This window comes from Vulgatibacter incomptus, assembly GCF_001263175.1.
Lineage (GTDB): Bacteria > Myxococcota > Myxococcia > Myxococcales > Vulgatibacteraceae > Vulgatibacter > Vulgatibacter incomptus.
This window is the reverse complement of record NZ_CP012332.1, coordinates 4,124,993-4,147,089: the sequence shown is the minus strand read 5'-3', so window position 1 is coordinate 4,147,089 and position 22,097 is coordinate 4,124,993. Positions and strand designations below refer to the sequence as shown.

At 69.3% G+C, this 22,097-nt stretch carries 20 protein-coding genes; 10 read left to right on the top strand and 10 right to left on the bottom strand.

Annotation, left to right across the window (positions count from 1 at the left end; all coding sequences use genetic code 11):
• Positions 1–191 precede the first annotated feature (191 nt).
• From AKJ08_RS17370 to AKJ08_RS17355, 4 genes are read right to left on the bottom strand one after another with little or no spacing between them, the layout of a single operon-like run.
• On the bottom strand, positions 192–1,211 hold the full coding sequence (locus tag AKJ08_RS17370) for a hypothetical protein (RefSeq protein WP_050727231.1): 1,020 nt from the start codon (positions 1,209–1,211) through the stop codon (positions 192–194).
• Positions 1,212–1,220: 9 nt separating this feature from the next.
• A complete protein-coding gene (locus AKJ08_RS17365) occupies positions 1,221–2,342 on the bottom strand; it encodes a hypothetical protein (protein ID WP_050727230.1) in 1,122 nt (373 codons plus the stop codon).
• Complete coding sequence (locus AKJ08_RS17360) at positions 2,335–2,880, bottom strand: YceI family protein (protein ID WP_050727229.1); 546 nt, start codon at positions 2,878–2,880, stop codon at positions 2,335–2,337. Before AKJ08_RS17360 ends, AKJ08_RS17365 begins: the two co-directional genes overlap by 8 nt.
• The gene (locus tag AKJ08_RS17355; protein ID WP_050727228.1) at positions 2,867–3,259 is read right to left on the bottom strand and encodes a hypothetical protein; all 393 of its coding nucleotides are present in this window, start codon (positions 3,257–3,259) and stop codon (positions 2,867–2,869) included. The genes AKJ08_RS17360 and AKJ08_RS17355 overlap by 14 nt, the downstream gene beginning before the upstream one ends.
• Positions 3,260–3,466: 207 nt before the next feature.
• Between AKJ08_RS17355 and AKJ08_RS17350 the strand changes: the two genes are divergently transcribed.
• Positions 3,467–4,168 (top strand): hypothetical protein, encoded by a 702-nt coding sequence (locus AKJ08_RS17350; protein ID WP_050727227.1) that lies wholly within the window; start codon positions 3,467–3,469, stop codon positions 4,166–4,168.
• A gap of 51 nt (positions 4,169–4,219) precedes the next feature.
• On the opposite strand, the gene AKJ08_RS17345 is transcribed toward AKJ08_RS17350, so the two are convergent.
• The 5 genes from AKJ08_RS17345 to AKJ08_RS17325 all read right to left on the bottom strand — a co-directional run bounded on the left by AKJ08_RS17345 (position 4,220) and on the right by AKJ08_RS17325 (position 12,725).
• Positions 4,220–6,238 carry a CRTAC1 family protein gene (locus tag AKJ08_RS17345; RefSeq protein ID WP_050727226.1) on the bottom strand — a complete coding sequence of 673 codons (2,019 nt, stop codon included), beginning with the start codon at positions 6,236–6,238 and terminating at the stop codon, positions 4,220–4,222.
• A 64-nt stretch (positions 6,239–6,302) separates the two neighbouring features.
• The gene (locus tag AKJ08_RS20015; protein ID WP_169788718.1) at positions 6,303–9,092 is read right to left on the bottom strand and encodes a hypothetical protein; all 2,790 of its coding nucleotides are present in this window, start codon (positions 9,090–9,092) and stop codon (positions 6,303–6,305) included.
• Positions 9,093–9,207: 115 nt separating this feature from the next.
• A complete protein-coding gene (locus tag AKJ08_RS17335; protein ID WP_050727224.1) occupies positions 9,208–10,206 on the bottom strand; it encodes a deoxyhypusine synthase family protein in 999 nt (332 codons plus the stop codon).
• Positions 10,207–10,379: 173 nt separating this feature from the next.
• On the bottom strand, positions 10,380–11,447 hold the full coding sequence (rlmN, locus tag AKJ08_RS17330) for a 23S rRNA (adenine(2503)-C(2))-methyltransferase RlmN (protein ID WP_050727223.1): 1,068 nt from the start codon (positions 11,445–11,447) through the stop codon (positions 10,380–10,382).
• 192 nt (positions 11,448–11,639) lie between these two features.
• A complete protein-coding gene (locus AKJ08_RS17325; RefSeq protein WP_050727222.1) occupies positions 11,640–12,725 on the bottom strand; it encodes a cytochrome-c peroxidase in 1,086 nt (361 codons plus the stop codon).
• Between the two features lie 199 nt (positions 12,726–12,924).
• Here AKJ08_RS17325 and AKJ08_RS17320 point away from each other — a divergent pair, with 199 nt between their 5' ends.
• The 3 genes from AKJ08_RS17320 to AKJ08_RS17310 all read left to right on the top strand — a co-directional run bounded on the left by AKJ08_RS17320 (position 12,925) and on the right by AKJ08_RS17310 (position 15,818).
• Positions 12,925–14,322 (top strand): carboxypeptidase-like regulatory domain-containing protein, encoded by a 1,398-nt coding sequence (locus tag AKJ08_RS17320; RefSeq protein WP_050727221.1) that lies wholly within the window; start codon positions 12,925–12,927, stop codon positions 14,320–14,322.
• Between the two features lie 53 nt (positions 14,323–14,375).
• On the top strand, positions 14,376–15,326 hold the full coding sequence (locus AKJ08_RS17315; protein WP_050727220.1) for a sigma-70 family RNA polymerase sigma factor: 951 nt from the start codon (positions 14,376–14,378) through the stop codon (positions 15,324–15,326).
• A gap of 75 nt (positions 15,327–15,401) precedes the next feature.
• Entirely contained in the window at positions 15,402–15,818 is a 417-nt protein-coding gene (locus AKJ08_RS17310) for a VOC family protein (protein ID WP_050727219.1), read from the top strand.
• Positions 15,819–15,866: 48 nt separating this feature from the next.
• On the opposite strand, the gene AKJ08_RS17305 is transcribed toward AKJ08_RS17310, so the two are convergent.
• The gene (locus tag AKJ08_RS17305; RefSeq protein ID WP_050727218.1) at positions 15,867–17,213 is read right to left on the bottom strand and encodes a serine hydrolase; all 1,347 of its coding nucleotides are present in this window, start codon (positions 17,211–17,213) and stop codon (positions 15,867–15,869) included.
• 220 nt (positions 17,214–17,433) lie between these two features.
• Here AKJ08_RS17305 and AKJ08_RS17300 point away from each other — a divergent pair, with 220 nt between their 5' ends.
• The 6 genes from AKJ08_RS17300 to AKJ08_RS17275 all read left to right on the top strand — a co-directional run bounded on the left by AKJ08_RS17300 (position 17,434) and on the right by AKJ08_RS17275 (position 22,096).
• On the top strand, positions 17,434–18,018 hold the full coding sequence (locus AKJ08_RS17300; RefSeq protein ID WP_050727217.1) for a hypothetical protein: 585 nt from the start codon (positions 17,434–17,436) through the stop codon (positions 18,016–18,018).
• Between the two features lie 100 nt (positions 18,019–18,118).
• On the top strand, positions 18,119–18,550 hold the full coding sequence (gene arfB / locus AKJ08_RS17295; protein WP_050727216.1) for an alternative ribosome rescue aminoacyl-tRNA hydrolase ArfB: 432 nt from the start codon (positions 18,119–18,121) through the stop codon (positions 18,548–18,550).
• 38 nt (positions 18,551–18,588) lie between these two features.
• Complete coding sequence (locus AKJ08_RS17290) at positions 18,589–19,584, top strand: LLM class flavin-dependent oxidoreductase (protein WP_050727215.1); 996 nt, start codon at positions 18,589–18,591, stop codon at positions 19,582–19,584.
• Between the two features lie 57 nt (positions 19,585–19,641).
• Positions 19,642–20,037: a BlaI/MecI/CopY family transcriptional regulator gene (locus AKJ08_RS17285; protein WP_050727214.1), complete on the top strand. Its 396-nt coding sequence runs from the start codon at positions 19,642–19,644 to the stop codon at positions 20,035–20,037.
• Positions 20,034–20,906 (top strand): M56 family metallopeptidase, encoded by an 873-nt coding sequence (locus AKJ08_RS17280; protein WP_050727213.1) that lies wholly within the window; start codon positions 20,034–20,036, stop codon positions 20,904–20,906. The genes AKJ08_RS17285 and AKJ08_RS17280 overlap by 4 nt, the downstream gene beginning before the upstream one ends.
• The gene (locus AKJ08_RS17275; RefSeq protein ID WP_050727212.1) at positions 20,903–22,096 is read left to right on the top strand and encodes an efflux RND transporter periplasmic adaptor subunit; all 1,194 of its coding nucleotides are present in this window, start codon (positions 20,903–20,905) and stop codon (positions 22,094–22,096) included. The genes AKJ08_RS17280 and AKJ08_RS17275 overlap by 4 nt, the downstream gene beginning before the upstream one ends.
• The last annotated feature ends 1 nt before the right edge of the window (position 22,097 follow it).

Below are 22,097 nucleotides of genomic sequence, written 5' to 3'. Positions count from 1 at the left end.
GCCCGAGGGCGACGAGATCCTCGCCGCGGTCGAGGCGGACCTGGTCGAAGCCGCCGGCGCGAAAGAATCGGAAACGGTGGGTCACGGGTTCCATTTGGGCCGTACCCTACCCGCTCCGGGGCCGCGGGAACAACGAAGGCCCGCAGCGACCCGGCGAGCGCCCGCCAGGCCGCCAGGCTAGACCACGCCGCCTACGGCGCCGCGCCCGAGCCGATCCAGGCGCGGACCACGTCGATCTGGCCGGGGGAGAGCGGCGTGGTGTTCTTCGGCATCCGCGCGCCGCTGCACATGCCCTGACCGGTGAGCTTGTTGACGAGGTAACTGCCGGTCACATCTCCCGCGTTCACCAGGAGCTTCCCGGCGCAGTGGGAGTGCTTGTCCACCATGCCCGCGAAGCCGGCCGACGCCGTCGAGAGATCGAGGCCGTCCTGCGGATTCGTCCGGGCATGGCACCCACCGTTGGCGCAGGTCTTCGCAGCGAAGATCGGCGCCACGTCCGCCGCGTACGACTTCGCCTGCCAGGCGCACTTCTGGTCGGGATCGCACTCCTGCTGATTTCCGCAGGTGCCGCAGGTCCCGTCGCATCCGTCGGGGCCGCAGGACTTCCCGTCGCAGTCGGGCGTACAGCCGCAGTTCCCGGTCTCGCAGGCGCAGAGCTGCTCGGCGCTGCAGGCGAACCCGTCCGCACACGTGCCACAGCTGCCTCCGCACCCGTCGGAGCCGCACGACTTTCCGTCGCAGTCGGGTGTGCAGACCTTGGCTTCGCACTTCCCCTCCGCCGTGCACTCTTCCCCGATCTTGCAGGTCCCGCAGGTGCCGCCGCAGCCATCGTCGCCGCAGACACGGCCCGTGCAGGAGGGAATGCAGCGTCCCTGCTCCAGCGTCGAGAGGTAGGTCTCCAGCGCCGCGCGCTCACAGGAGTCGAGCGGTCGCGCCGGCGGCATCGTCCCCTTCCCGAAGACCGTGGAGCGGATCTTGTCCGCATGCCGGAGGACGTCGCCGTCGTTGTCGAGATCCACCGTGGTCGGCGCGCCGCCGCGCTCCCCGCCACCCTTGGTGGACGAGTGGCAACTCAAGCACTTATCGCTAACGACCTCTTCACCGCTAGTCGTGTCACAGTTGCCGCCCTCGTTGAGCGTGCCGGACCCGAGGCAGGCGAGCCCTCCAGCGAGCGCTGCGCAGACCACGACCCACATCCACTTCGTCTTCATCCCTAGACCTCACCAAAAGACGTGCATCTGTGCGAGCAACTGGTGGCTCGGCCCGGCCTCGACGTTCTCGTCGAAGACGTAGGCGGGCGAGAGCTCGACCCAGGGGAGGACTTTCCAATCGGTCCCCACCATGTAACGGAGCTTGGTGGCCTCGTAGGCGCCCTGGATCCTCCGGCCACCCACCTGCGCGAATACGTCCATCGACTCCAGGGGGAACCACCCCGCGCGCAGCAGGGTCGCGGCCTCGACCATGCTCGCGTCGGCGCCCTTGGTGGACCGCTGCTGGCCCGCCACCTCGGCTAGCGCGTACGTCGAGCCCCAAACCCGCCAGCGCGCGAAGAGGCTGCCGGCGACTCGGGCCGAGGCCACCGCGTCGGCGCCGAGCAGGGACGCGCCGATGGCCAGCCGCGAAGGGAACATGTAGGTCACGGAGGCGGCGGCCCCTCGCTCGTCGAGCGAGTCCAGCCGCGAGCCACCGAAGGCCGCGACCGAGACCGCGACGTCGTCGGTCAGCAGATCCCACCCCAGCGCATACCGCTGATCGAAGCTGCCGAAGCCGAAGTCCTCGCGGGTGGGAGCGGTGTGATCGGCGATCCGCAGTCCGAAGGGGAGCGTCATCCGCCCGACCCGCAGACCCTGCCGATCGGAGAGCTTGTACTGAACCCAATGCTCGCGCGAGACGGCGTCGTAGCGTCCGCTCGACGAGCCGCCCACCGGCTTCGGCGTGATGGTGGCGTAGGCGAATCCGTCGCCGTATGCCATCACGCCCCCGACCTCCACCAGCATCGGGATGAACGCCACCGTGGGCAACGTCGCGAGCATCAGGCGACTGTCGAGGCCCGCGTCGTAGTGGAACGCCAGGTCGCCCCTCTCGTCCCGTCCTGTGACGTCTCGCTTCGAAAGGGAATCGCGCAGCTTGTCGATCCCACTGGATGGGAACTCGTCGGGGAAGGTGGCCGCCGTCGCAAGATGGCCGTAGGAGTTCGGGAGACCGCCCCCGGTAGGGCTGTAATGGCACGAGGCACAGCTCGTGTACCCCTTCGCGACGTACTGGGGATAGGCACCAGCCGAGGTGCTCCATCCGGCGATCGCGAGGCTGACTCCGAACGCGACGAGCGCGGTCCTACTCATGCTTCAGGACCAGCTTCACCGTGGCCTCGACGATTGGGTCCATCTTTACGACCGCGAACGAGGGCTGCGGGATCCCGAACTTCGTGACGTCCACCTGGAAGGTCGCGTTCGCGGTTCCGGCGTCGAGCTTCACGTCGACCGTGACGGGCTGGCTCATGCCCTTCACCGTGAGCGTTCCCTGGACCTTCGACGGCTTGCCTTCCTCCGGATCGAACGGCTGATCGGCAGCGGTGAAGACCAGCGTCTCGAACTTCTCCGCCTCCAGGTACTTGTCGCGCATGTGGTTGTCGCGCATGCCGAGGCCGGAGGAGAACGAGCCCGCCTGCACGACGATCGTGCCGGAGATCCGCTTCTGCTCCCGATCGACGGCGAGGCTCCCGGAGACCTTCTCCGTCTTCGCCACGAACGACCCGCCGGTGATCTTCGCGACGAAGCTCACCTCGCTGCCGCTCGCCACCGATTCCTTCGTCGGCTCTGCGAGCGCGGTCGAACAGAGCGTGACGATCAGCAGACCGACGAAGAGCTCAAGGCGTCTCATAGATCGCTCCCTGGCAGTACCAGCTCCGAAGCAGCTTCAGATCGGCCTGAGTCCACCGCTCGCCTTTCCGGGGCATCGAGCCGGTCTCGACCTGGTCATAGATCGCGTCGAACCTCCGGTTCAGGGCGTCGTAGGTCACGGCGGGCCCCTCGAAGTTCAGCCCGTAAACCGGCTCTTTGGTGTTGTGGCACTGGGCGCAGCCCTTCGGGCCCTTGTCGGTGAACATCGGCGCGACGTCGCGAAAGCTCGCGGAGCCGGCGGGCAGCAGGTCGTCGCAGTTGGGCGAGGAAGAGCAGCCAGCGAGGGCCAGCAAGGCGCCCGCCGCGAGCCCGGCGAGCCGCGACCAGGTGAGGAGATGGGAGTCGATCTGGGATGACATACGTGGGTGCAACCGACGAGATGTACGAAGGAGAGCACGGCTCCCACCCGCGACTCAAGAGGGGGGCGGCCGAATTCGGAACTTCGAAACCGGGCCCACTCCACGACGCGGGGAGCGGCGATGGGACCCGAGTACGGGTGGGTTCCCGAACCTTGACGCCAAGCGCACCAGGAGGGGATGCTCGAGAGGTAGCGATGGAGGGGTCCGATGAAACTCGTCTCGCTCGTCTCCCTTGGCGTTCTCGCGAGTCTCCACTGCCCCGGCACGGGGACCACCGCGGTCAGGGATCTCCAGGATGAAAACCACGGCCGGTGCGAGGTGATCGCGCGCGACGTCGATTCGTGTGAGCCCGGCATCGAGCCAATCGAGCCGTCCGACTCGCCGAAGCTGGGCCTTCAGTCGCGCTATTGGGAACGCATCGCGCAGCGGGCCTGGGTGACGTCGGTGTCGGACTCGACCCTGATCCTCGAGGGACCGTGGGATGTTCCGCTCTCCTTCGTCTGGTTCGAGCCGGTCGACGACAAGTTCGCCGTCGGCGACGAGGTGACCGTGGACGGCAGGGGCGATTGGAGCGTGGTCATCGGTCCCAACGCGACGCTGGCGAACGCGGACGTTTATGCCTTCTCACCGCAGAATCCTTCTCCGTTCGCGGACGATTGCCCCGACATCGACTTCTTTGCGCTCTGCTACGCACAGGGCACCAACACCTGCCGCGTGCCCGTGTACGGCGTCCGGGCGAGCCTGGGGCCCGACTCGATCGAGATCGCGCAAGGCGAGCGGGGCACCATCGGGGACTGGCAGGTCGCCCATCACGGCGCGGTCTCCGCGCGCGGCTACATGGAGGACGGCTGGATCGTGGAGGGATACTTCCACGGGACGGTCTCCGCGTGGAAGCTCAACTCCCCCTGAAACCGATCGCACGACCGCAGGTGCGGGCGAGCGCCCGGCCGCTCGTCTGATCTAGCGGCGGGCCACCGGCACCCCGCCCTGCTCGAGCCGGTAGCGATAGCCGGACTGCAGCGTGAACCGCTGCTCGGTGAGAGCGGCGTCGGGCCAGCGGATCGTCACCTTGGCCTCGCACGCCTTGCCAAGGCCGAAGTGGAGCACGGGGTCGTGCTGCATGCCGTAGTGGCCGTGGCCGCCGCCCTTCTCCTGGGTTTGCGTGCCGAGCTCGGTCTGCACCGTCACCCGCGCCCCGATGGCGCTGCGGTTGGTGTTCGGCCCGCCAACCAGGTCGAGCTGGATCCAGTTGCCGTCCTGGCCCATCACGTTCTCGAAGATGCGCGTGGTCGCGGTCTCGTAGCACTGATCCTCGCAGCGCATCCGCGAGTGGCCCACCACCACGTCGAGGTCGCCGTCGCCGTCGAAGTCCGCCACCGCGATCCCGAGGCTCGCCTTCTGATCGATCCCCACGTCGATCGGCACCTCCTCGAAAGTCCCGTCCTCGCGCTGCCAGTAGAGGTGGCCGCGGGTCCCCGGATAGTCCGAAGAGCCGATGTAGAGATCCGGCCGACCGTCGTTGTCGAAGTCGAAGACGGCAGCGGTGATGTCTCCGTCGTTCCAGTCGACGCGATCGTGCGCTCGCGCGAGGCCGGTGGCCTCGTTGCCCGGGCGCCGGAAGGTCACGTCGGAAGAGCCGGTGTTCAGGAGGAGCTCGCTCGGATCGCTCGAGGTCCCGACGTCCCAGTGGACGATCTCGGTGGTGACGAGATCCATCGCGCCGTCGTTGTTCACGTCGGCGCAGACCGTGGTCCCGGAGTTTCCGCCCAGGCGGTACGGCTCCCGGTCGGTGGCGTGGTTCCAGCGAAAGGCGTCGGCGTCCGTCTGGCAGCGGATCAACTGCGGCGCCGGCACGCCGCCACAATCCTCCGCGTCGGGGTGGAGCTTGCACCAGCACCGGGCCGATTCGTTGTCCCTCCAGTCGCGACGGTCATCGAAGGCGTAGCCCGACTCCACCGAGCGATTGACGAAGGAGATCCCCTCGCCATCCGCCGCCTGCCAGAGGTGGTTCGGCGCGCGCCCGTACGACGACACGGCGAGGTCCGGCCTCCCATCGCCGTTCAGATCGCAGGCCACCGCGCCCCACGCGTTGGAGTGGCCCCGGCCGTGGTTGAGATCGTCGAGCGACTTCCAGGGCGAGGTGGTGAGGCCCGCGGCGGCCGTCACTTCCTCGAAGCGGCCGTCGCCCAGACCGCGGTAGAGCTGGTCCTGGCTGAGAGCCCCGTTCACTGCGCCATTTCCCAGGAAGAGGTCGATCGCGCCGTCCCGATCGGCGTCGAGAAAGACCGCCGCGGCGCGGCTCACGGCGTCCCCCTCGCGCCGAAACACCGCGTCCTCGGGGCCGAGGACGAAGTGCCCCGTCCCGTCGTTGAGCATCAGCTCGGAGCTCTCGATCTGGCGGTTCTTCGGATCGGTGTTCGAGAGCCCGGTAAACGCGTCCACGTGGCCGTCGTTGTTCACGTCGGCCCAGATCACGACCTCCGCGGGACGCCCGCGCCGCGGCTCGGTGGTGCGGCGCGGCGTCACCAGCCGCGACGCCTCGGTGACGTCCTCGAAGCGCTCTCCCGCGACGTTGCGCAGCAGCCACGTCGCCCGGACTCCGCCGGGGGCGAAGTCGTCGGAGAGCGTCCCCACCTTGCGCGCCGAGAGGTCGGGGAAGCCGTCGCCGTCGATGTCCGCGACCGAGAGTCGGGTACCCTCGACTCCCAGCGCCGCGAGCCCCCACTTCTCGGTCGCGTCCCGGAAGGCCACCATCCCCGGCTGCCAGGAGGTCCCTGGGCGGCAGCGCGAAGGCAGCGCCTCGACGCAGCGCTGGGCAAAGGGGTCACAGACCTCCTCTGCCTTGCAGGCGGCGCCGCCGCAGAGCTCGGGCTCCTCGCCAGGACCGGAGCCGGCGTTACCGCCCGTTCCACCAGTAGCCTTCGAGGAGCTGCATCCGGCGAAGAGGAGAACCGCGCCGATCAGGAGCAGGCTTCGCATGTCGTGAGGTCTCCTTCCCGCGGCCCTTTCACCAGGCCCGGGAAGCCCGATCGGCGCGGTCGGATCAATGCGATACGATGCTCTGCGGGAGCCACGCCGGCCCCGACGCGGTCGAGATCGCGACGGAGCTGGAGTTCGGCGCAATCCAGAGGATGTCGAGGGCCTCGAAGGGCGCCCGCTCCGATTTCCAGAAGTCCGTGACATCGCTGCGGATCACGCGATCCTCCGCCGCGATCCACACCACGCCCCGGGAGTCGATCCGCATGCCGCGGAAGCGGCGCGAGCTGTAGGGCGCGAAGCGAAGCCCGTCCCACTCCTCGCCATTCCAGAAGTAAAGCGTGGGCTCGTCCGCGTGCTGCGCTTGCTCCGCGCAGAGCCAGATGTCCTCCGGCCCGGTCCCCGCGATCCCCGTGATCCGGACAGCCGGCACCGAGTTCACCGACCAGCGGAGCCCGTCCCACCGGGCCACCTCCTTGGAGCTCGCCGTGAAGACCTGGCCCTCCGAAGTAGCCCATATGGTGACGAGAGTGTCGCCGAGCGGGCGCTCCACAAACGTCCATTCGGTGCCATCGAAGTGCGCGAGCTTCGCGCCCGCCGCCCACACGTCGTCCGGTCCAGTACCGTGGATGGCGGCGACGTAGCTGGCCGACGGGAGACCGACGCAGCCGTCGCCGGCCAGACAATGGATGTTCCCGTCCCGGTTCGCGGCCCAGACCCTGCCGCCGGCTCCCCACACCGCCGTGTAGTTCTCGGTGCCGGGGCTCGTCCTCTCCTCGAGGGCGGTGCCATCCCAGTGCTGGACCTGTCCTCCGTCTCCGACGAACCAGACGTCGCTCGGACCGCTGCCCCAGATCGCGGTCACGCGGGGGCGCAGCGAGACGACCTCGCTGCCCGCGGCGGTCTCATGGGTGAGATTTCCGTTCACGTCGGCGGACCACCGCTCGTTCCCGTGGGACCAGGAGTCCAGGAGCGCGCTCTGGCTGACCGAGACCCGGTATCCCGTAGCCGTCGCTTGGACCGCTGCGCGGTTCCCAACGAAGTCGATCTTGAGGTCGTCGAGGTCCCCTTCCTGGGCGTGCATGCGGCTCCAGCTCGGCGGAGGCGCGTCTACGTCGAGGAACTCCAGGGCTCCGTCGCGGATCCGGGCCACGAATCCGCCCCCGAGCACGTCCAGGGATCCGGCGGCGAGGAGCTCGCCGTCGGGCTTCGCCGCGAGATGCCAGATCGGCGCGTACGTCCGGAGCACCCTCTTCCAACTCCCGGCCGGATCCCAGCGGCGCAGCACGTAATCGTTGAGGTTTGAGAATTCCACGGAAAAGGCGGAGCCGGCCACCGCCAGGGCGGACATGTACCCTCCGCCTGCGATGCTTCGGTCGAGCCAGGACGCGCCGCCCCACTCCCGCAGCGCCCCTCCGCTTCCGCCGACCCACACACGCCCGCCGCCAGACGCCACCGCATTGAAGCCATTCTCGGACTCGAGCATCGTCTCCCACCGGCCGGCCTTTCGTCGGACCACCGGGTTGTCCGTCGAAACCGCCCAGATCTCATCACCGACCGTCGTGGCCTCGATATGGGAGCCGGGGCCCATGGGGTTGGCTTCCTCCGTGAGCCAACGCCGGCTGGACCAGCGCCCCGCCCATCCGCTGGTGTTGAATCCGACGAGCTCCGAGGCGGAGCGTCCAGCGAGAGCGTCGATGGCCGGGAGATCCGCCCGCTGGTGCTCCGCCCAACAACTCTCGCCCTTCCGGTAGATCCCCGTCCTCCCGAAGATCCAGAGGGCGTCGCGATCCGACGCGAGATGCAAGTTGTCCATGAATTGGAAGTTGGCCGGGAGCGGGATCGCTTCCCTTCCCGCTGCGCTCACCCGATAGAGCGCGTCCTCGAAGTCCGTGGTCCCGACGGCGTAGAGGACATCGCCCACCTCGACGAACGATCGGAGCTCGGCGCCGCCCGGCAGCTCGCGCCACGTGTCGCCCTCGAAGGAGAACAGGCCTCCGCCCTGCTCCGCCCGGAGCACACGTCGCTCGGTTGCCAGGAGGGCCGTCACCGACTCCCTCCCCGCGTGGGTCTCCCAGCTCTGACCGTTCCAATGGGAGACGCTCTTCGAGCCGGTCACCCAGAGATCCGAGTCGTCGATCACCTGGATCCGCCCCGCCTGCATCGTCCTGGCCCCGACCTCGATCCACCCGTCGCTCGACAGGCGGTAGACGGCACCTCCCATCGTGAGCCAGACCGTGCCGGACCGCGAGACGGCGAGGTCGTTGGCCGAGTTGAACGTGGGCAGCGGCTTCTGGGACCTCCAACTCTGACCGTCCCAGCGCATCAGGACTCTCGAGACCAGCCAGACCTCCGTCGGGCTGATGGCGGCCATGGAGAGACGCGACTCGCCGTCCATCTCTTCGACCGGGATGCGGCCGAGGTTGGTCCAGGTGGCCCCGTTCCAGACCGCGAGGCGGAGCTGGTAGCGGTCGCCAGAACGGCCGAGCACGTAGATGTTGCCTTCGGGATCCCGGCCCGCGACGAGGAGATCGACCATGCCGGCGGGCGCGTCGAGGAGGCATGTTCCCTCCAGGCAGAAGGGCGGCAGCTCCTTCGGCTCGACGCACGGGCCCTGCCCGCCCGAGCCCGCGGTACCGCCGGTGCCTCCCGTACCGTCGGACCCGGCAGAGCCCCCGGAGCCCGAGGTGCCACCGGTTCCCGGATCGCCGCCGGAGCCGGCCGTTCCACCGTCACCGCCCGTGCCGCCATCGGCGCCGGAGCCGCCCGTACCGCCGTTTTGGACCGGGTTCCGCTCCGTTCCACAAGCAGTAAGGATCGACAAACACGACACGAGCATCAGCAACCGCGTACGCATACGAACCCTCCGAATACCGGGAACGAAAGACTCTATCACTGCGTGCGCGGTCGCGTGAAATCGCGTCCGCTTTTGGACGGATCCCCTTCCGGGGGGCGACACCGCCCCCGGAGCCCTACCGATCCAGGACGTAGGCGAAGATGAGCGGCGCGACGATCGTGGCGTCGCTCTCGACGACGAACTTCGGCGTGTCGACGCCCAGCTTGCCCCAGGTGATCTTCTCGTTGGGCACCGCGCCGGAATACGAGCCATAGCTCGTGGTCGAATCGCTGATCTGACAGAAGTAGGCCCAGAGCGGCACGCCCGTCCGCTGCAGATCCTGGTGGAGCATCGGCACGACGCAGATCGGGAAGTCGCCCGCGATGCCGCCGCCGATCTGGAAGAAGCCCACCGGCGTCTTGGGAGCCGTCTCCTCGTACCAGGTGGCGAGGGACTGCATCGCCTCTATGCCGGTGCGAACGGTGTGGACGTTCTTCACGTCGCCGGAGATGCAGTGGCCGGTGAACATGTTTCCGAGGGTGGAGTCCTCCCAGCCGGGCACCCAGATCGGCAGGTTCTTCTCGCAGGCAGCGAGGAGCCAGCTGTCGGCCGGATCGATCTGATAGCTCTTCTCGAGCTTGCCGCTGCGGAGGATCCGATACATGAACTCGTGGGGGAAGCAGCGCTCCCCGGCGCGATCCGCGGCCATCCACTCCTCCAGGACCACCGACTCGATGCGCCGCATGGCCTCCATCTCGGGGATGCAGGTGTCGGTCACGCGGTTCATGTGGCGATCGAGGAGCGCCTTCTCGTCGTGCGGCGTGAGATCGCGGTAGCCGGGCACGCGCTCGTAGAAGTCGTGGGCCACGAGGTTGAAGACGTCCTCCTCGAGGTTCGCGCCCGTGCAGGTGATGGCGTGGACCTGGTCGCGGCGGATCATCTCGGCAAGCGAGATGCCCAGCTCGGCCGTGCTCATCGCGCCGGCCAGCGTCACCATCATCTTGCCGCCGCCGTCCACATGGCGGCGGTAGCCCTCGGCCGCGTCGACGAGCGCGGCCGCGTTGAAGTGACGGAAGTGCCTCCGGCAGAACTCCCTGATCGAAAGGGGGCGGCTCGAAAGGGGGCGGGTGGTCATTGGGGTTTCGCTCCCGGCGACGAATGGAGTTCGAGCAGGGAACCGTCGCCGAAAAGCGCACCACGCTCGAACGCTCTACGGCCCGGGGGCCGCCATCGAAGCGTCGGGTGGCTGTTGCGGGCCGAGATCTATCCGGCTCCCGCGGCGGATGCAAGCCGCCGCGAGGGAGATCGTCAGCGGTGCAGGCTCGTGGCCTTGCCGATCACGGGGAGCGCGGGCTTTCGCTCCGGGTGCTCGCGAAGCGCACCGGCGAGCTGGCCGCAGGCGCCGCCGATCTCCCTGCCGTGGGGCATCCGCACCAGGGTGCGCAGTCCCGCGTCGCGGAGCCGCTTCTGGAAGGTGCGCACCCGCTCCATGGACGGCGCGCGCAGCCGCTCCTCGGGGCCCGGGTTGAGGGGGATCAGGTTCACCCGCACGTCCAGGCCCTTGCAAAAGGCGAGGAGCTGGTCGGCGTGGCGATCGGTGTCGTTCACCCCGTCGATCATCGTCCACTGGAGGAGCACGGGCTCGGGCGACTCGGCGATCGCCTCCCGGAGCACCGCGAGATCCCAGGTGCGGGCCACGGGCAGGAGCGCCTTCCGCTCCTCGTCGCTCGCCGCGTGCAGGCTCACCGCCAGGCGGTAGCGCGAGCGCCGGTAGAACTCCCGCATCCGCGGCACCACGCCCACGGTGGACACCGTGATCCGCCGCGGGGCCACGGCGAAGCCGCAGTCGTCGCTCAGGACGTCCGCTGCGGCGAGGACCGCGTCGAGGTTGTCGAGGGGCTCGCCCATCCCCATGAACACGATGTTGCTCGGCGCCGGCCGCCCCAGCGCGGCGAGGTGCCGCGACACCACCGCGAACTGCCCCACGATCTCCTCGGGGAGGAGCTGGCGCTGCAGCCCCAGTCGGCCGGTCTCGCAGAAGAGGCAGCCCCTGGCGCAGCCGGCCTGGGTGGAGAGGCAGATCGTGCTGCGCTCGGGATGCGGGATCGCGACCGCCTCCACCAGCGCGCCGTCGGCGAAGCGGACCGCGTGGCGGATGGTCCCGTCGGGATCCTCCACCGGCGTCGACTCCGGGAGGGACCAGCCCAGCTCGCGCTCCGCCTCCTCGAGCAGGCGCTTCGAGGGCAGCGCGCTTACCTCACGATTGGTGAATCGACCCATCACAGCCCTCGCGAGCTGCCGGGCCGACGCCTCGGATGCGCCTTTGGTCCGGGCCCATTCGGCGAGCTGGTCGGAGGTGAGGGAACCCACGTGCATGGCGGCTTCTTACCGGAGGATCGCGCCCCAGGAAAGAGACGGAGCGATTGAAGAAGACGGCCCCGCGGATGCGGGCCCGTCTTCTTCATCTCGCGCTTCGCGCGAGAGGCTCCCCTTTTGTTTGCTCCGCCTTTCGGCTCCGCGGCGCGACGGCCGGGGCTTGCCTTCCACTACGGATGTCCCAGGCGGCGATCAGGTGGGATCGGCCTTCGGCGTCTTGTCCGTCGAGGCTGGCAGCTCCGGCTTCGCGATGTACGCCGCGGGGACCTCGCCCGTGAGCGAGCCCAGCCAGGCGACGATCGACTTCACGTCGTCGTCTGCGAGCTCCTTGCCGAGCTGGTGCGCCGCCATCATCCGCACCGCCTCGTCCAGGCTCTCGACCGAACCGTCGTGGAAGTACGGACCGGTCTTCGCGATGTTCCGCAGGGACGGGACGCTGAACATCATCTTGTCCGCTTCGTTCTTGGTGACCTCGAAGCGGCCGAGGTCCTTGTTGGTTGGCCAGGCCTTCACGAGGCCCAGCTTCTGGAACATGGCGCCGCCGACGTAGGCTCCGGCGTGGCAGGCGGTGCAGCCCGTCTCCATGAACCTGGTGAAGCCGACCTTCTCCTCGTCGGTGAGGGCCTTCTCGTCGCCGCCCAGGTAGGCGTCCCAGCGCGACGGCGTGACGAGGCCGCGCTCGAAGGCGCCGATCGCCTTGCCCACGTTGGCGAGGGTGATCGGCTCCTTCTCCTCGGGGAAGGCCTTGGCGAACGCCTCGACGTAGGCCGGGATCGAGCGCAGGGTCTCGACCACCCGCTTCTCGTCGGGCATCGCCATCTCCACCGGGTTCATGATCGGACCGGTGGCCTGCTCCTCCACGTCGACGGCGCGGCCGTCCCAGAACTGCGCGTGGCGGCCCGCGGCGTTGTAGACCGTCGGGGAGTTGCGTGCGCCAAGCTGGCCCTTGTGTCCGGGCGAGGTCGCCTTGCCGTCCACGCCGAACGCCGCCAGGTCGTGGCAGCTGTTGCACGAGAGGTCGTGGTTCTTGGAGAGGCGGGTCTCGTAGTAGAGCGTGCGGCCGAGCGAGATCCGCTCCTCGGCGTCGGGGCCGCTCGCGTGGTCGATGCGCGCCGGGAGCTTGCCGAACGCGTGGAGGAAGGCGGGGTCGATTGCCGCGACCGCCTTCTGGACGATCGCCTGCTCCTCCGCCTGGGGCTTCTCCTGCTTCGCCTCGCCCTTGCACGACGCGAGGGCAACGGCTCCCGCGACGAGCGGGATCACTCTGAACGACTTCAAATCATGGCTCCTTAGGGATCGCCATCGCCGCCAGCCGGGGCGACGAACGGCGAACGTCCCTACCAGATGCTCCAGGGCGAGACGAGTTTCGGCCGCCTCGAACGCCGGTTTTCCGAGCGGTGACGCCCATCGATTTCTTGACGATGCGCTCCCGCCGGTGTCTTCTCGCCGAAATCCTAATTTTCAAAGGATGCAAGGTATGAAGCGCAAGCTCGCCAGTTTCGCGGTCTTCGCAACGCTCGTTGCCTGCGGGGACGATTCGGAATCGAAGCCGTGCAAGGTGGATGACCCGCGCACCTGCTCCAAGGGCCTGGTCTGCGAGCCCGTCGTGGGCGAGGCCGATCCCGCCTGCTTCCGGCCCGTGGAGATCCGGGGCTCCGTGATCGACCTGCGTACGGAGGTCGCGATCGCGGCCGCCCGGGTCAACGCCGAGGAGGCCTCGGGGCGGCCCATCGGCGACGTGGCCGAGACGGGGATCGGCGGGACCTACGCGATCCGGATCCCCTCGACCCGCCAGGATGGCAGCGGCGCTCCCGTCGGACAGACGATCACGCTGCGAGCCGCGGCCCGGGACTACGTGCCCTTCCCCAGCGGATTCCGGGTGGCGCTCCCGCTCGACACCGCCCAGGCCACCGAAGCCGCCGACGGCGCGTGGGTGGTCGCCGGCGGCCCCGCCGTGATCGGCCTCGAGCCGCTCCCCTCCGATCGGGTCGGCCTCGCGTCGATCTCCGGAACGGTCGGGCTGCCCTCCGACGGCTCGCTCGGCTTCGGGACCATGGTGGTCGCGGAGCGCGCGAGTGGCGGCGAGACGATCACCGGCCGGGTCAACCAGCGAGGCGAGTTCGTCCTCTTCAACGTCCCGCCCGGCTCGTACACGGTCCAGGCGTACCGGCGCGGCGTCAATTACGTCGCCGCGGGCGTCGCGGTGGAGCGCGCCGACGTGAAGGGCGTCAGGCTCGACGTCGCCGAGACCGGTACCGCGACGCTGGCCGGCTCCGTCTCGATCGTCGCCGGGAACGGCGCGACGAGCGTCGTCATGGTCCTGGAGAGCACGTTCGACGAGACCCTCGCCAGAGGGATCCTGGTGCCCGGGCTGCGCGCGCCGGAGCCGGGCCTGGCGCCGAACATCAAGGGCGACTTCCGGATCGACGGGATCCCGGACGGCAGGTACGTGATCCTCGCCGCGTTCGAGAACGACGGGCTCGTTCGCGATCCCGATCCGGACATCTCCGGGACCCAGATCCAGCACATCGTCGTCTCCGGAGGCGTCACCTCCGCGAGCCCCAAGTTCAAGGTGACGAGCGCGGTTCGGATGGTGGGCCCCGGCGCGGGCGAGACCGTCGAAGCGGTGACGGGCCAGCCGACCTTCCGGTGGCAGGCGTATTCGAGCGCGAAGCGCTACGACGTCGAGCTCTTCGACAACTTCGGCACCCGGCTCTGGATCAAGTCCGTGACGACGACGAACGCGGCCTACGACGGCGCCGTGGCTCTCGAGCCCGGCTTCCCCTACCAGTGGCGCCTCACCGCGTTCGGCAACGCGGGCAACCCGATCTCGATGACCGAGGATCTGCGGGGCGTGTTCGAGATCGCACCGTGAACCACGGGACGGGCGGTGGATCGCCCGGCGCTCGCACTGCTAGTGTCGGCCGAATGTCCCTCCCCGCCGCCCAGCTCGAAGAGCACCGCACCTCGCTCACCGGCCTCTGCTACCGGATGCTGGGCTCCGTCGTCGACGCGGACGACGCCGTCCAGGAGACGATGGTGCGCGCGTGGCGGAGCCTCGATCGCTTCGACGGACGCTCGTCGATGCGCACGTGGCTCCACCGCATCGCGACCAACGTCTGCCTCGACGCCCTCGCGGCGGAGAAGCGCCGCGCGCGCCCGATGGAGGAGGGGCCGGTCGGCTCCATGAACGACGACCTCGAGCAGCGCCCGAGGACTCACTGGCTCGAGCCCGTGCCCGACGCCGCGGTGATCCCCGACAGCGCCGACCCGGCAGAGCGCGCGATGCTGCGGCAGAGCATCCGCCTGGCGTTCGTGGCGGCGCTCCAGCACCTCCCGCCCCGCCAGCGGGCGGCACTGCTCCTAACGGAGGTGCTGGGCTGGTCCGTGGCGGAGGTCGCCGACTGCCTGGACACCTCCGTGCCCGCGGTGAACAGCGCGCTGCAGCGGGCCCGCGCCACGCTGGCGACCCGCGACCTGCAGGGCGGCGGCGGTCCCCTCTCCGACTCTCAGACGCGAATGTTGGAGCGATACGTGGCGGCCTTCGAGCGCTTCGACGTCGCCGAGCTGACCTCGCTCCTCCGCGAGGACGCGACCTTCTCCATGCCGCCGTACGCGCTTTGGCTCCAGGGCCCCGAGCTGGTGCGCCAGTGGCTCCTGGGACCGGGCGCGCCGTGCAAGGGTTCCCGTCTTCTACCCACCTGGGCCTGTGGCGCCCCTGCCTTCGGGCAATACCGGCCCGGGGAGGTCGAAGGGACCTGGCGGCCGTGGGCCCTCGTCGTCCTCGAGCTCGACGGGGATCGGATCGCGGGCTGGAACTCGTTCCTGGACACGGAGGTCCTCTTCCCGAAGTTCGGCCTGCCGCCCGAGCTCGCGTAGTTTTTTCAGGTCGACCGATGAGTCCTCGGGCTCCGAGGAGTCCGTGTTCCGGAAGCACCCACCGGAGGAAACGAAATGGCTTCGACCGAATCCCGCATGCTCTTCGTCAACCTGGCCGTCCGCGATCTGGGCCGCTCGATGGAGTTCTTCTCCAAGCTCGGCTTCGAGTTCAACCCGCAGTTCACCGACAAGAACGCGGCCTGCATGGTCGTGAGCGACAAGGCGTTCGTGATGCTCCTCACGGAGCCCTTCTTCAAGGGCTTCACCAAGAAGGAGCTCTGCGACACCAAGAGCCACACCGAGGGCCTCTTCGCGCTCTCCTGTCCCAGCCGCGAGGCGGTGAACGAGATGGTGAAGACGGCCATCGACGCCGGCGGCAAGCACGCCATGGAGCCGATCGATCACGGCTTCATGTACGGCTGGAGCTTCTACGACGTGGACGACCACCACTGGGAGGTCATGTGGATGGATCCCAAGGCCGTCCAGGGCTGATCGCCGTCCGGGATTCCGCCCTGCCCCGTTCTCGGGGCGGGCGCGCCCCTACTTCCCGAGCAGCTCGAGCGCGCCCTCGGCGACCGCGACCAGGGCGGGCGCATCGATCTCCTTCCGCGTGTCGTTGGCTCCCACGGAGAAGAAGAACCAGGCGTCGTCGGACTTTCGGCGGAGCAGGAAGGTGAGGTTCATCACGCCGGGCTCCGAGCCACCCTTGAAGCCGGCGTAGGACCACTGGTCGCGATCGATCCGTACACCGGGGTTCTGGGCAAGGATGTCGAGGACCGGCGAGCCCTCGACCTGGCCCGCCTCGCGGAGCGCGAGCGCCACCTGGCAGAGATCACCGGTGCTCGCGAACCACTCGAGCGTGTCGATCGCCCTCGGCGCCTTCCACTCGGCCGCCGTCTCGATGGGTGGGAGCTCCTTGCGATCGAGCTCCTCCAGGAACGCCCGCCGCCCCGCCTCGTCGAGGCCGAGGTAGCGCTCCTGGTCGGCGTTGGCGGCGAGCTTGAGCTGGAAGAACTCACGCGTGGTGAGAAAGGGCCGGTTCCGGGTCGCAGACGCGTGACGCGTCCGATCGAGCATCCGCTCCACTGCGTCGCGGCCCACGGTGCGGATCAGGTGATCGGTCGCCGTGTTGTCGCTGATCGAGATCATCTGGCGAGCGATCTGCACGAGAGGAAGCTCCTTGCCGTCCTTCTCGTGCTGCAGCGTCCCCGAGGGCAGGCTCTTCCAGGAATCGCGAACCGCGATCGGCGTCTGCCAGCTCAGCGTCTGGCCTGAGATCTGCTCGGAGGCTGCGAGCAGGACGTAGAGCTTGAACGCGGAGCCGAGCGCCAGAACCTCGTCCTTTCCGACCTCGCGAACCGGAACGCACCGATCCGGCTCGAGGCGGGCGGCGAGCAGATTGGTGCGAGGCGCGATGGCGCCCAGCGCGGTCTCGACCTCCTCCCAGGAGGTCGGGCGGGCTCGCGCCGGGATGTCCGGCCCGATGAGGAGCCCCACGATGCGATGCGGCGGCTCCGGCTCCACGGCGACCGAGACGCGCAGCAGGCCCTGGGCCGAGCCGAGCTTTGCCACGAGGGCCAGGGGCGACTGCTCCTCGACCGACTCGAGCGTCACGTTGCCGATCTGCTGGCCGAACTGCTTCGAGAGCTGGACGAGCTGGGAGGCCGGGACCTTCGAGAGGAAGTCCCCCGAGAACCGCTCGACCAATTCGTCTTCGGTGACCACTCCGTGGGCGTCGTTGATCGACCGCACGAACCACGCGAGGCCCTCGCCTGCCGGGGTGGCAGGTACCGCCGCGGACGCCGCCGAGCTCGGTGTCGCGGACTGCGGAGCGTGGGCACAGGCAGCCATCGTGACGGCCAGGGTGGCCACGACGAACGACACCATAGGTCTTCGCATTGCATACCTCTCGTGAACTCTCTCCAGGACGCGCTCAGAACTACCAAGCCGCCAGGACGATCAGCAATCGCGCTACCGGAACGTTCGCCGTTTCGAACGTCTGCGCCTGGAACGGGGCCTGTCCGAATCTGTCCATCGATCTGGCGCGGCCGGTCACGGTGCTTGCCCCGAGATCCGTGCAGATTGCCCCCCATCGACGGAGGCAATCATGTTCGCACGCAAGTCCACCACCCTGGCCCTTTTCCTCGCTCTCCTCTCGTGCCCGATCCTCGCCCAGGCGCTCGAGGTCAGCCAGTCACCGTCGGAGGCGAAGGAGAGCTCGCTCCACCTCGACCTCGAGGTCGATCCGACCGCGTTCGTCTTCGGCGGCTACTCGCTCCACGCGGGCATCGGCTGGCAGCGTTTTCGTCTCGACCTGGGCGCCTTTGCCATGGACGTCCCCGAGGCGTACCACGGTCAGAAGGCCTTCGAGCAGTCCTTCCACGGCTTCGGAGCCAAGCTCGCCTACTTCCTCTTCGCCGACCAGACCGGCGGCTTCGTCGGCGTCGGCGCCGGAATCGCCCGCGGTCTCTACGGGCTCAAGGGCACCGAGCTCGCCGCCCAGCAGTACGACGTCGGAATCGGCCCCCACGTCGGCTGGCGCTTCGACCTCGGCGCCGGCTTCTACGCCACGCCGTGGATCTCCCTCGATTACTCGCTGAATCCCAAGGACGTCACGCTCGGCGGCGAGACCTTCGCGAGCGATCGCTGGTCGGTCTTTCCCGCCATCCATCTCGGGCGCCGCTTCATGTAGCTTTACTGGCGATCTCTCGCGCGAGGCATATCCTGCGGGGCCGATGGTTCCCTTCTCGATCCCTGCCCCTGCCTGCACCGCGCGGGGATGTCTGTCCTAGATGCTCGGCGCGATCCACATTCGAGGCTCGGTCTTCATCCCCGAGGCCGAGCTGAGCTGGCGCTTCTCCCGCTCCTCCGGGCCGGGCGGCCAGCACGTGAACACCACCGACTCGGCGGTCGAGCTGTCGTTTGATGTCGCCGGCTCACGCGCGCTGCCGGGCCTGTTCAAGGAGCGGGCGCTGCAGCGCCTCGCGGGCCGCCTCTCTGGCGACGGCGTGATCACCGTGCGGGCGTCGGACAACCGCTCGCAGCTCCGCAACCGGGAGGCTGCGCTGGCGAAGCTGGCGACGCTCCTCGCCGAGGCCACGGCGCCGCCGCCCCGCCCGCGTCGTCCGACGAAGCCCACCCGCGGCTCGAAGGAGCGCCGCCTCGCCGGCAAGCAGCACCGCGGGGCGATCAAGAAGGGTCGATCGGGGTCCTACCAAGACTGAGCGGCGGAACGCGGCGCTGGCCTTATGCTCCGGGCCCTATGGTCCCCGTCTCGATCCTCGACCTCGCCCCCATCGTCCAAGGCAGCGACGCCGGCCAAGCGCTCCGCAACTCGCTCGACCTCGCTCAGCACGCCGAGAAGTGGGGCTTCCGCCGCTTCTGGCTGGCCGAGCACCACAACATGACCGGCATCGCGAGCTCGGCCACCGCCGTCGCGATCGGCTACATCGCCGGCGGCACGAGCACGATCCGGGTCGGCAGCGGCGGCGTGATGCTCCCCAATCACGCGCCCCTCCTCGTCGCCGAGCAGTTCGGCACCCTCGCCTCCCTCTACCCGGGCCGCATCGACCTCGGCCTCGGCCGGGCGCCCGGGACCGATCCCCTCACCACCCACGCGCTCCGCCGCAACCCGGCCTCCTCCGACACCTTCCCGGACGACGTCCTCGAGCTGCAGGGCTGGTTCCGCCCCGCCGACCCGGGCCAGGCCGTGCGCGCCGTCCCCGGTGCGGGCCTCGACGTGCCGCTCTGGCTCCTCGGCTCGAGCACCTTCGGCGCCCGCCTCGCCGCCGCCCTCGGCCTGCCGTACGCCTTCGCGTCGCACTTCGCGCCGGACGCCCTCCTCGCCGCCCTCGAGCTCTACCGGCGCGAGTTCCAGCCGTCCGAGCAGCTCGACCGGCCCTACGCGATGGCGGTGCTGAACATCGTCGCAGCGGACACGGACAGTGAAGCCCGGAGACTCTTCACCTCCCAGCAGCAGCAGTTCCTCGCGTTGCGGCGCGGCACGCCGGGCCAGCTTCCGCCGCCCTTGGACGACCTCGCGTCGCTCGCGTCGCCCGCGGAGCTCGCGACGGTCGCGCGCACCCTCGTGTACTCGGCCGTCGGATCGCCCGCGACTGTGCAGGCCGCGATCGAGGCCTTCCTTGAGCCCACCGGGATCGACGAGCTGATGGTCACGTCGCACGTCTACGACCACGCCGCGAGGCTGCGATCCCTCGAGATCACGGCGCAGATCTGCGGGACGATCAGCGCGTCGTAGAGGCGCCCCGTCCACGGTCTTGACATCTACGACGCGCGTCGTAGATGCTCCCCTTCCATGAGCACTCCCAACCTCCCCGGAGGGGATCTCGAGCTCGCGGCCCTCGGTGCGCTGTGGGAGCTCGGGCCGGCTTCGGCTCGCGAAGTCCACCAGCGCATCGGCGATCCCCGAGGCCTCGTCTACACGACCACCGCAAAGGTCCTCGACCGGCTCCACGAGAAGGGCCTGGTGTCGCGTCGCCGCGAAGGAAAGGCGTTCGTCTACCGAGCGGCGGCGAGCCGAGAGGCGATCGGCAAGGAGCGGGCGCGCGACGTCGTGCGACGACTCCTGGGAGACGAGCCGAGGCCCGCAATGGCGGCGCTGATCGACGCGGTCGAGACCGTCGACGCGACTCTCCTCGACGAGCTCGGACGCTTGGTCGCGCAGAAGCGCGAGCGAAAGGAGAACCCGTGAGCCCCGAGCCGGCCCTGATCAGCCGCGAGATGGCGGGGGCCGTCTTCGCGCTGGCCTCGGGATGTCTCGTCTGGATCGCGTGCCGGCTGCCCTTCCGGGCGCCTCGACGCGAAGCCTCCCCCGAAACGAGCGCTCAAGTCGCGGAGCGGACGAGCTTCCGAAGGCTGGTCCTGCCTATGCTGCCGATGGCAGCGGCCATCTTCTTCCTGATCGGCTGGGCACACACGGAGCCGGAGCAATCCGACGAGATTCCGCCGCTCTCGCTGACCCTCGCGGCCCTGCTCTATGGCCCGGTGGTCGTTCGCGCGGGGATCCGCGCCGTCCGGTCCGCTCTGGTTCGCCCCGAGGTTTCCACTGCGGCTGCGGTCGGGATCCTCCGGCCCCGCGTGGTCGTCTCCTCCGAATTCCTCGCCGGCCTCGACGACGAGGAACGCGACGCGGTGCTCGCCCACGAGGCGGCCCATGTCGCGGGCCACGACCCGCTTCGACTCTGGATCGGGCAAGTGATCGCCGATCTGCAATGGCCCCTTCGCGCTCCCGCGCTGCACCTCGCGAATTGGAGACATGCGCTCGGGATCGCCAGGGACGAGGACGCCAGGCGTGCCGGCTCGGACGGAGCCGCTCTCGCCGCCGCCGTGCTGAAGGCAGCGGGATACGACGCTGCCCGTTCGACTTCTCTCGCGGCAATCGAAGGACCGGGAGGCGCCTTGCGCGACCGGGTGGAGCGCTTGCTCGCCCCGGTCCCGACCTGGACTCCTCCTTCCAAACGTCTCCGCATTGCGTGGCTCGCCTCGGCGGCGCTCTTCGTCTCCCTGGGGAGCACCGTGGGAGATTCGATCGCCGAGTGGCTCTGCGGCAACCTGCCGTGAGCGCCCATGGCCTCCACGACGGAAGGCGCGCCTCCTGCGGAGCAGGGCGAGGAGACCTCGTCGCGGCGATCCTCCTCGTCGCGGCGCTCGGCGGTGCTTCCTGCAAGGGAGACCCGGATCCCGGCCGCGATGGCGAGGCAGCCAGGAGTCAGAGGCTCCAGCCCGACGGCTCGGTGCGGCTGAGCGCCAGCGATCGGGCATCTCTCGGCCTGCGGGTCGAGGCCGCCGCCCTCGTCGATCTTCCCGATGTTCGACTCCGCTTGGGACGCGTCTTGGCCCGCCCGGTCGACGGGATCTCGATCGTCTCACCCACCCTCGCCCGCGTATCGGAGGTGTCCCCCCTCTCGATCGGAGACGATCTCCAGGCGGGCGCAATCCTCGCGATCCTAGAGCCGCTCCTCTCCCCCTCCGAGCGCATCGGCGTCGACGTGCAGGCGGCCGACCTCGCCGGCCAGCTCCAGGCGGCACGTCGGGAGCTCTCGCTCCACGAGGCCGCCGCCGCCCGAGCGAACGCCCTGTCCGAAGCCACGATCGTCAGCGGACAGGCCCGGCAGGAAGCGGACACGCTGGTGGAGACGACCCGCGCTCGAATCGCCGGCCTCGAACGGGCACGCGCGGCGAGTCGAGGTCATGGGGCAGTACCCCTCTTCACACCGGAGTCGGGGCGCCTCGCTGCCTTCGACGTCAACCTCGGTGCGGTCGTCCATCCCGGCGACGTGATCGCACACGTGATCGCGAAGGGTCCACGCTGGATCGACGTGCTCGCCGCTCCCGACGAGCCCTCCGGCGACTCCTACGAGATCCGCGCGGGATCCGAGTGGATCCCCGCTCGCCTGGTCGGGACGGGAGGCGTCGTCGGCAACGACGGAGCCCGGAGGGATCGCCTCGAGGTCGATGAATCGAACGCCCTTCGTCTTCTCCCGGGCGCATCCGTACCGGTCCGCGTCGCGGTCGGCGCTTCGTCGGGCGTGGTCGTCCCGGAGGCGGCGCTCGTCCCCGTCGTCGGCGGCGACCTGGTCTTCGTCGAAGGTGCCGACGGAGCGTTCCGGCCACGCCTCGTGACGGCCGTGGCGCGGCTCGCCGGTCGTGTCCGGATCGGCACGGGCCTGAAGGTCGGCGAGCGGATCGTCGTGTCCGGGGCGATGGGTCTCCGTGGGGAGACGCTTCGCTCCCTCCTCGAGGTCGACTGAG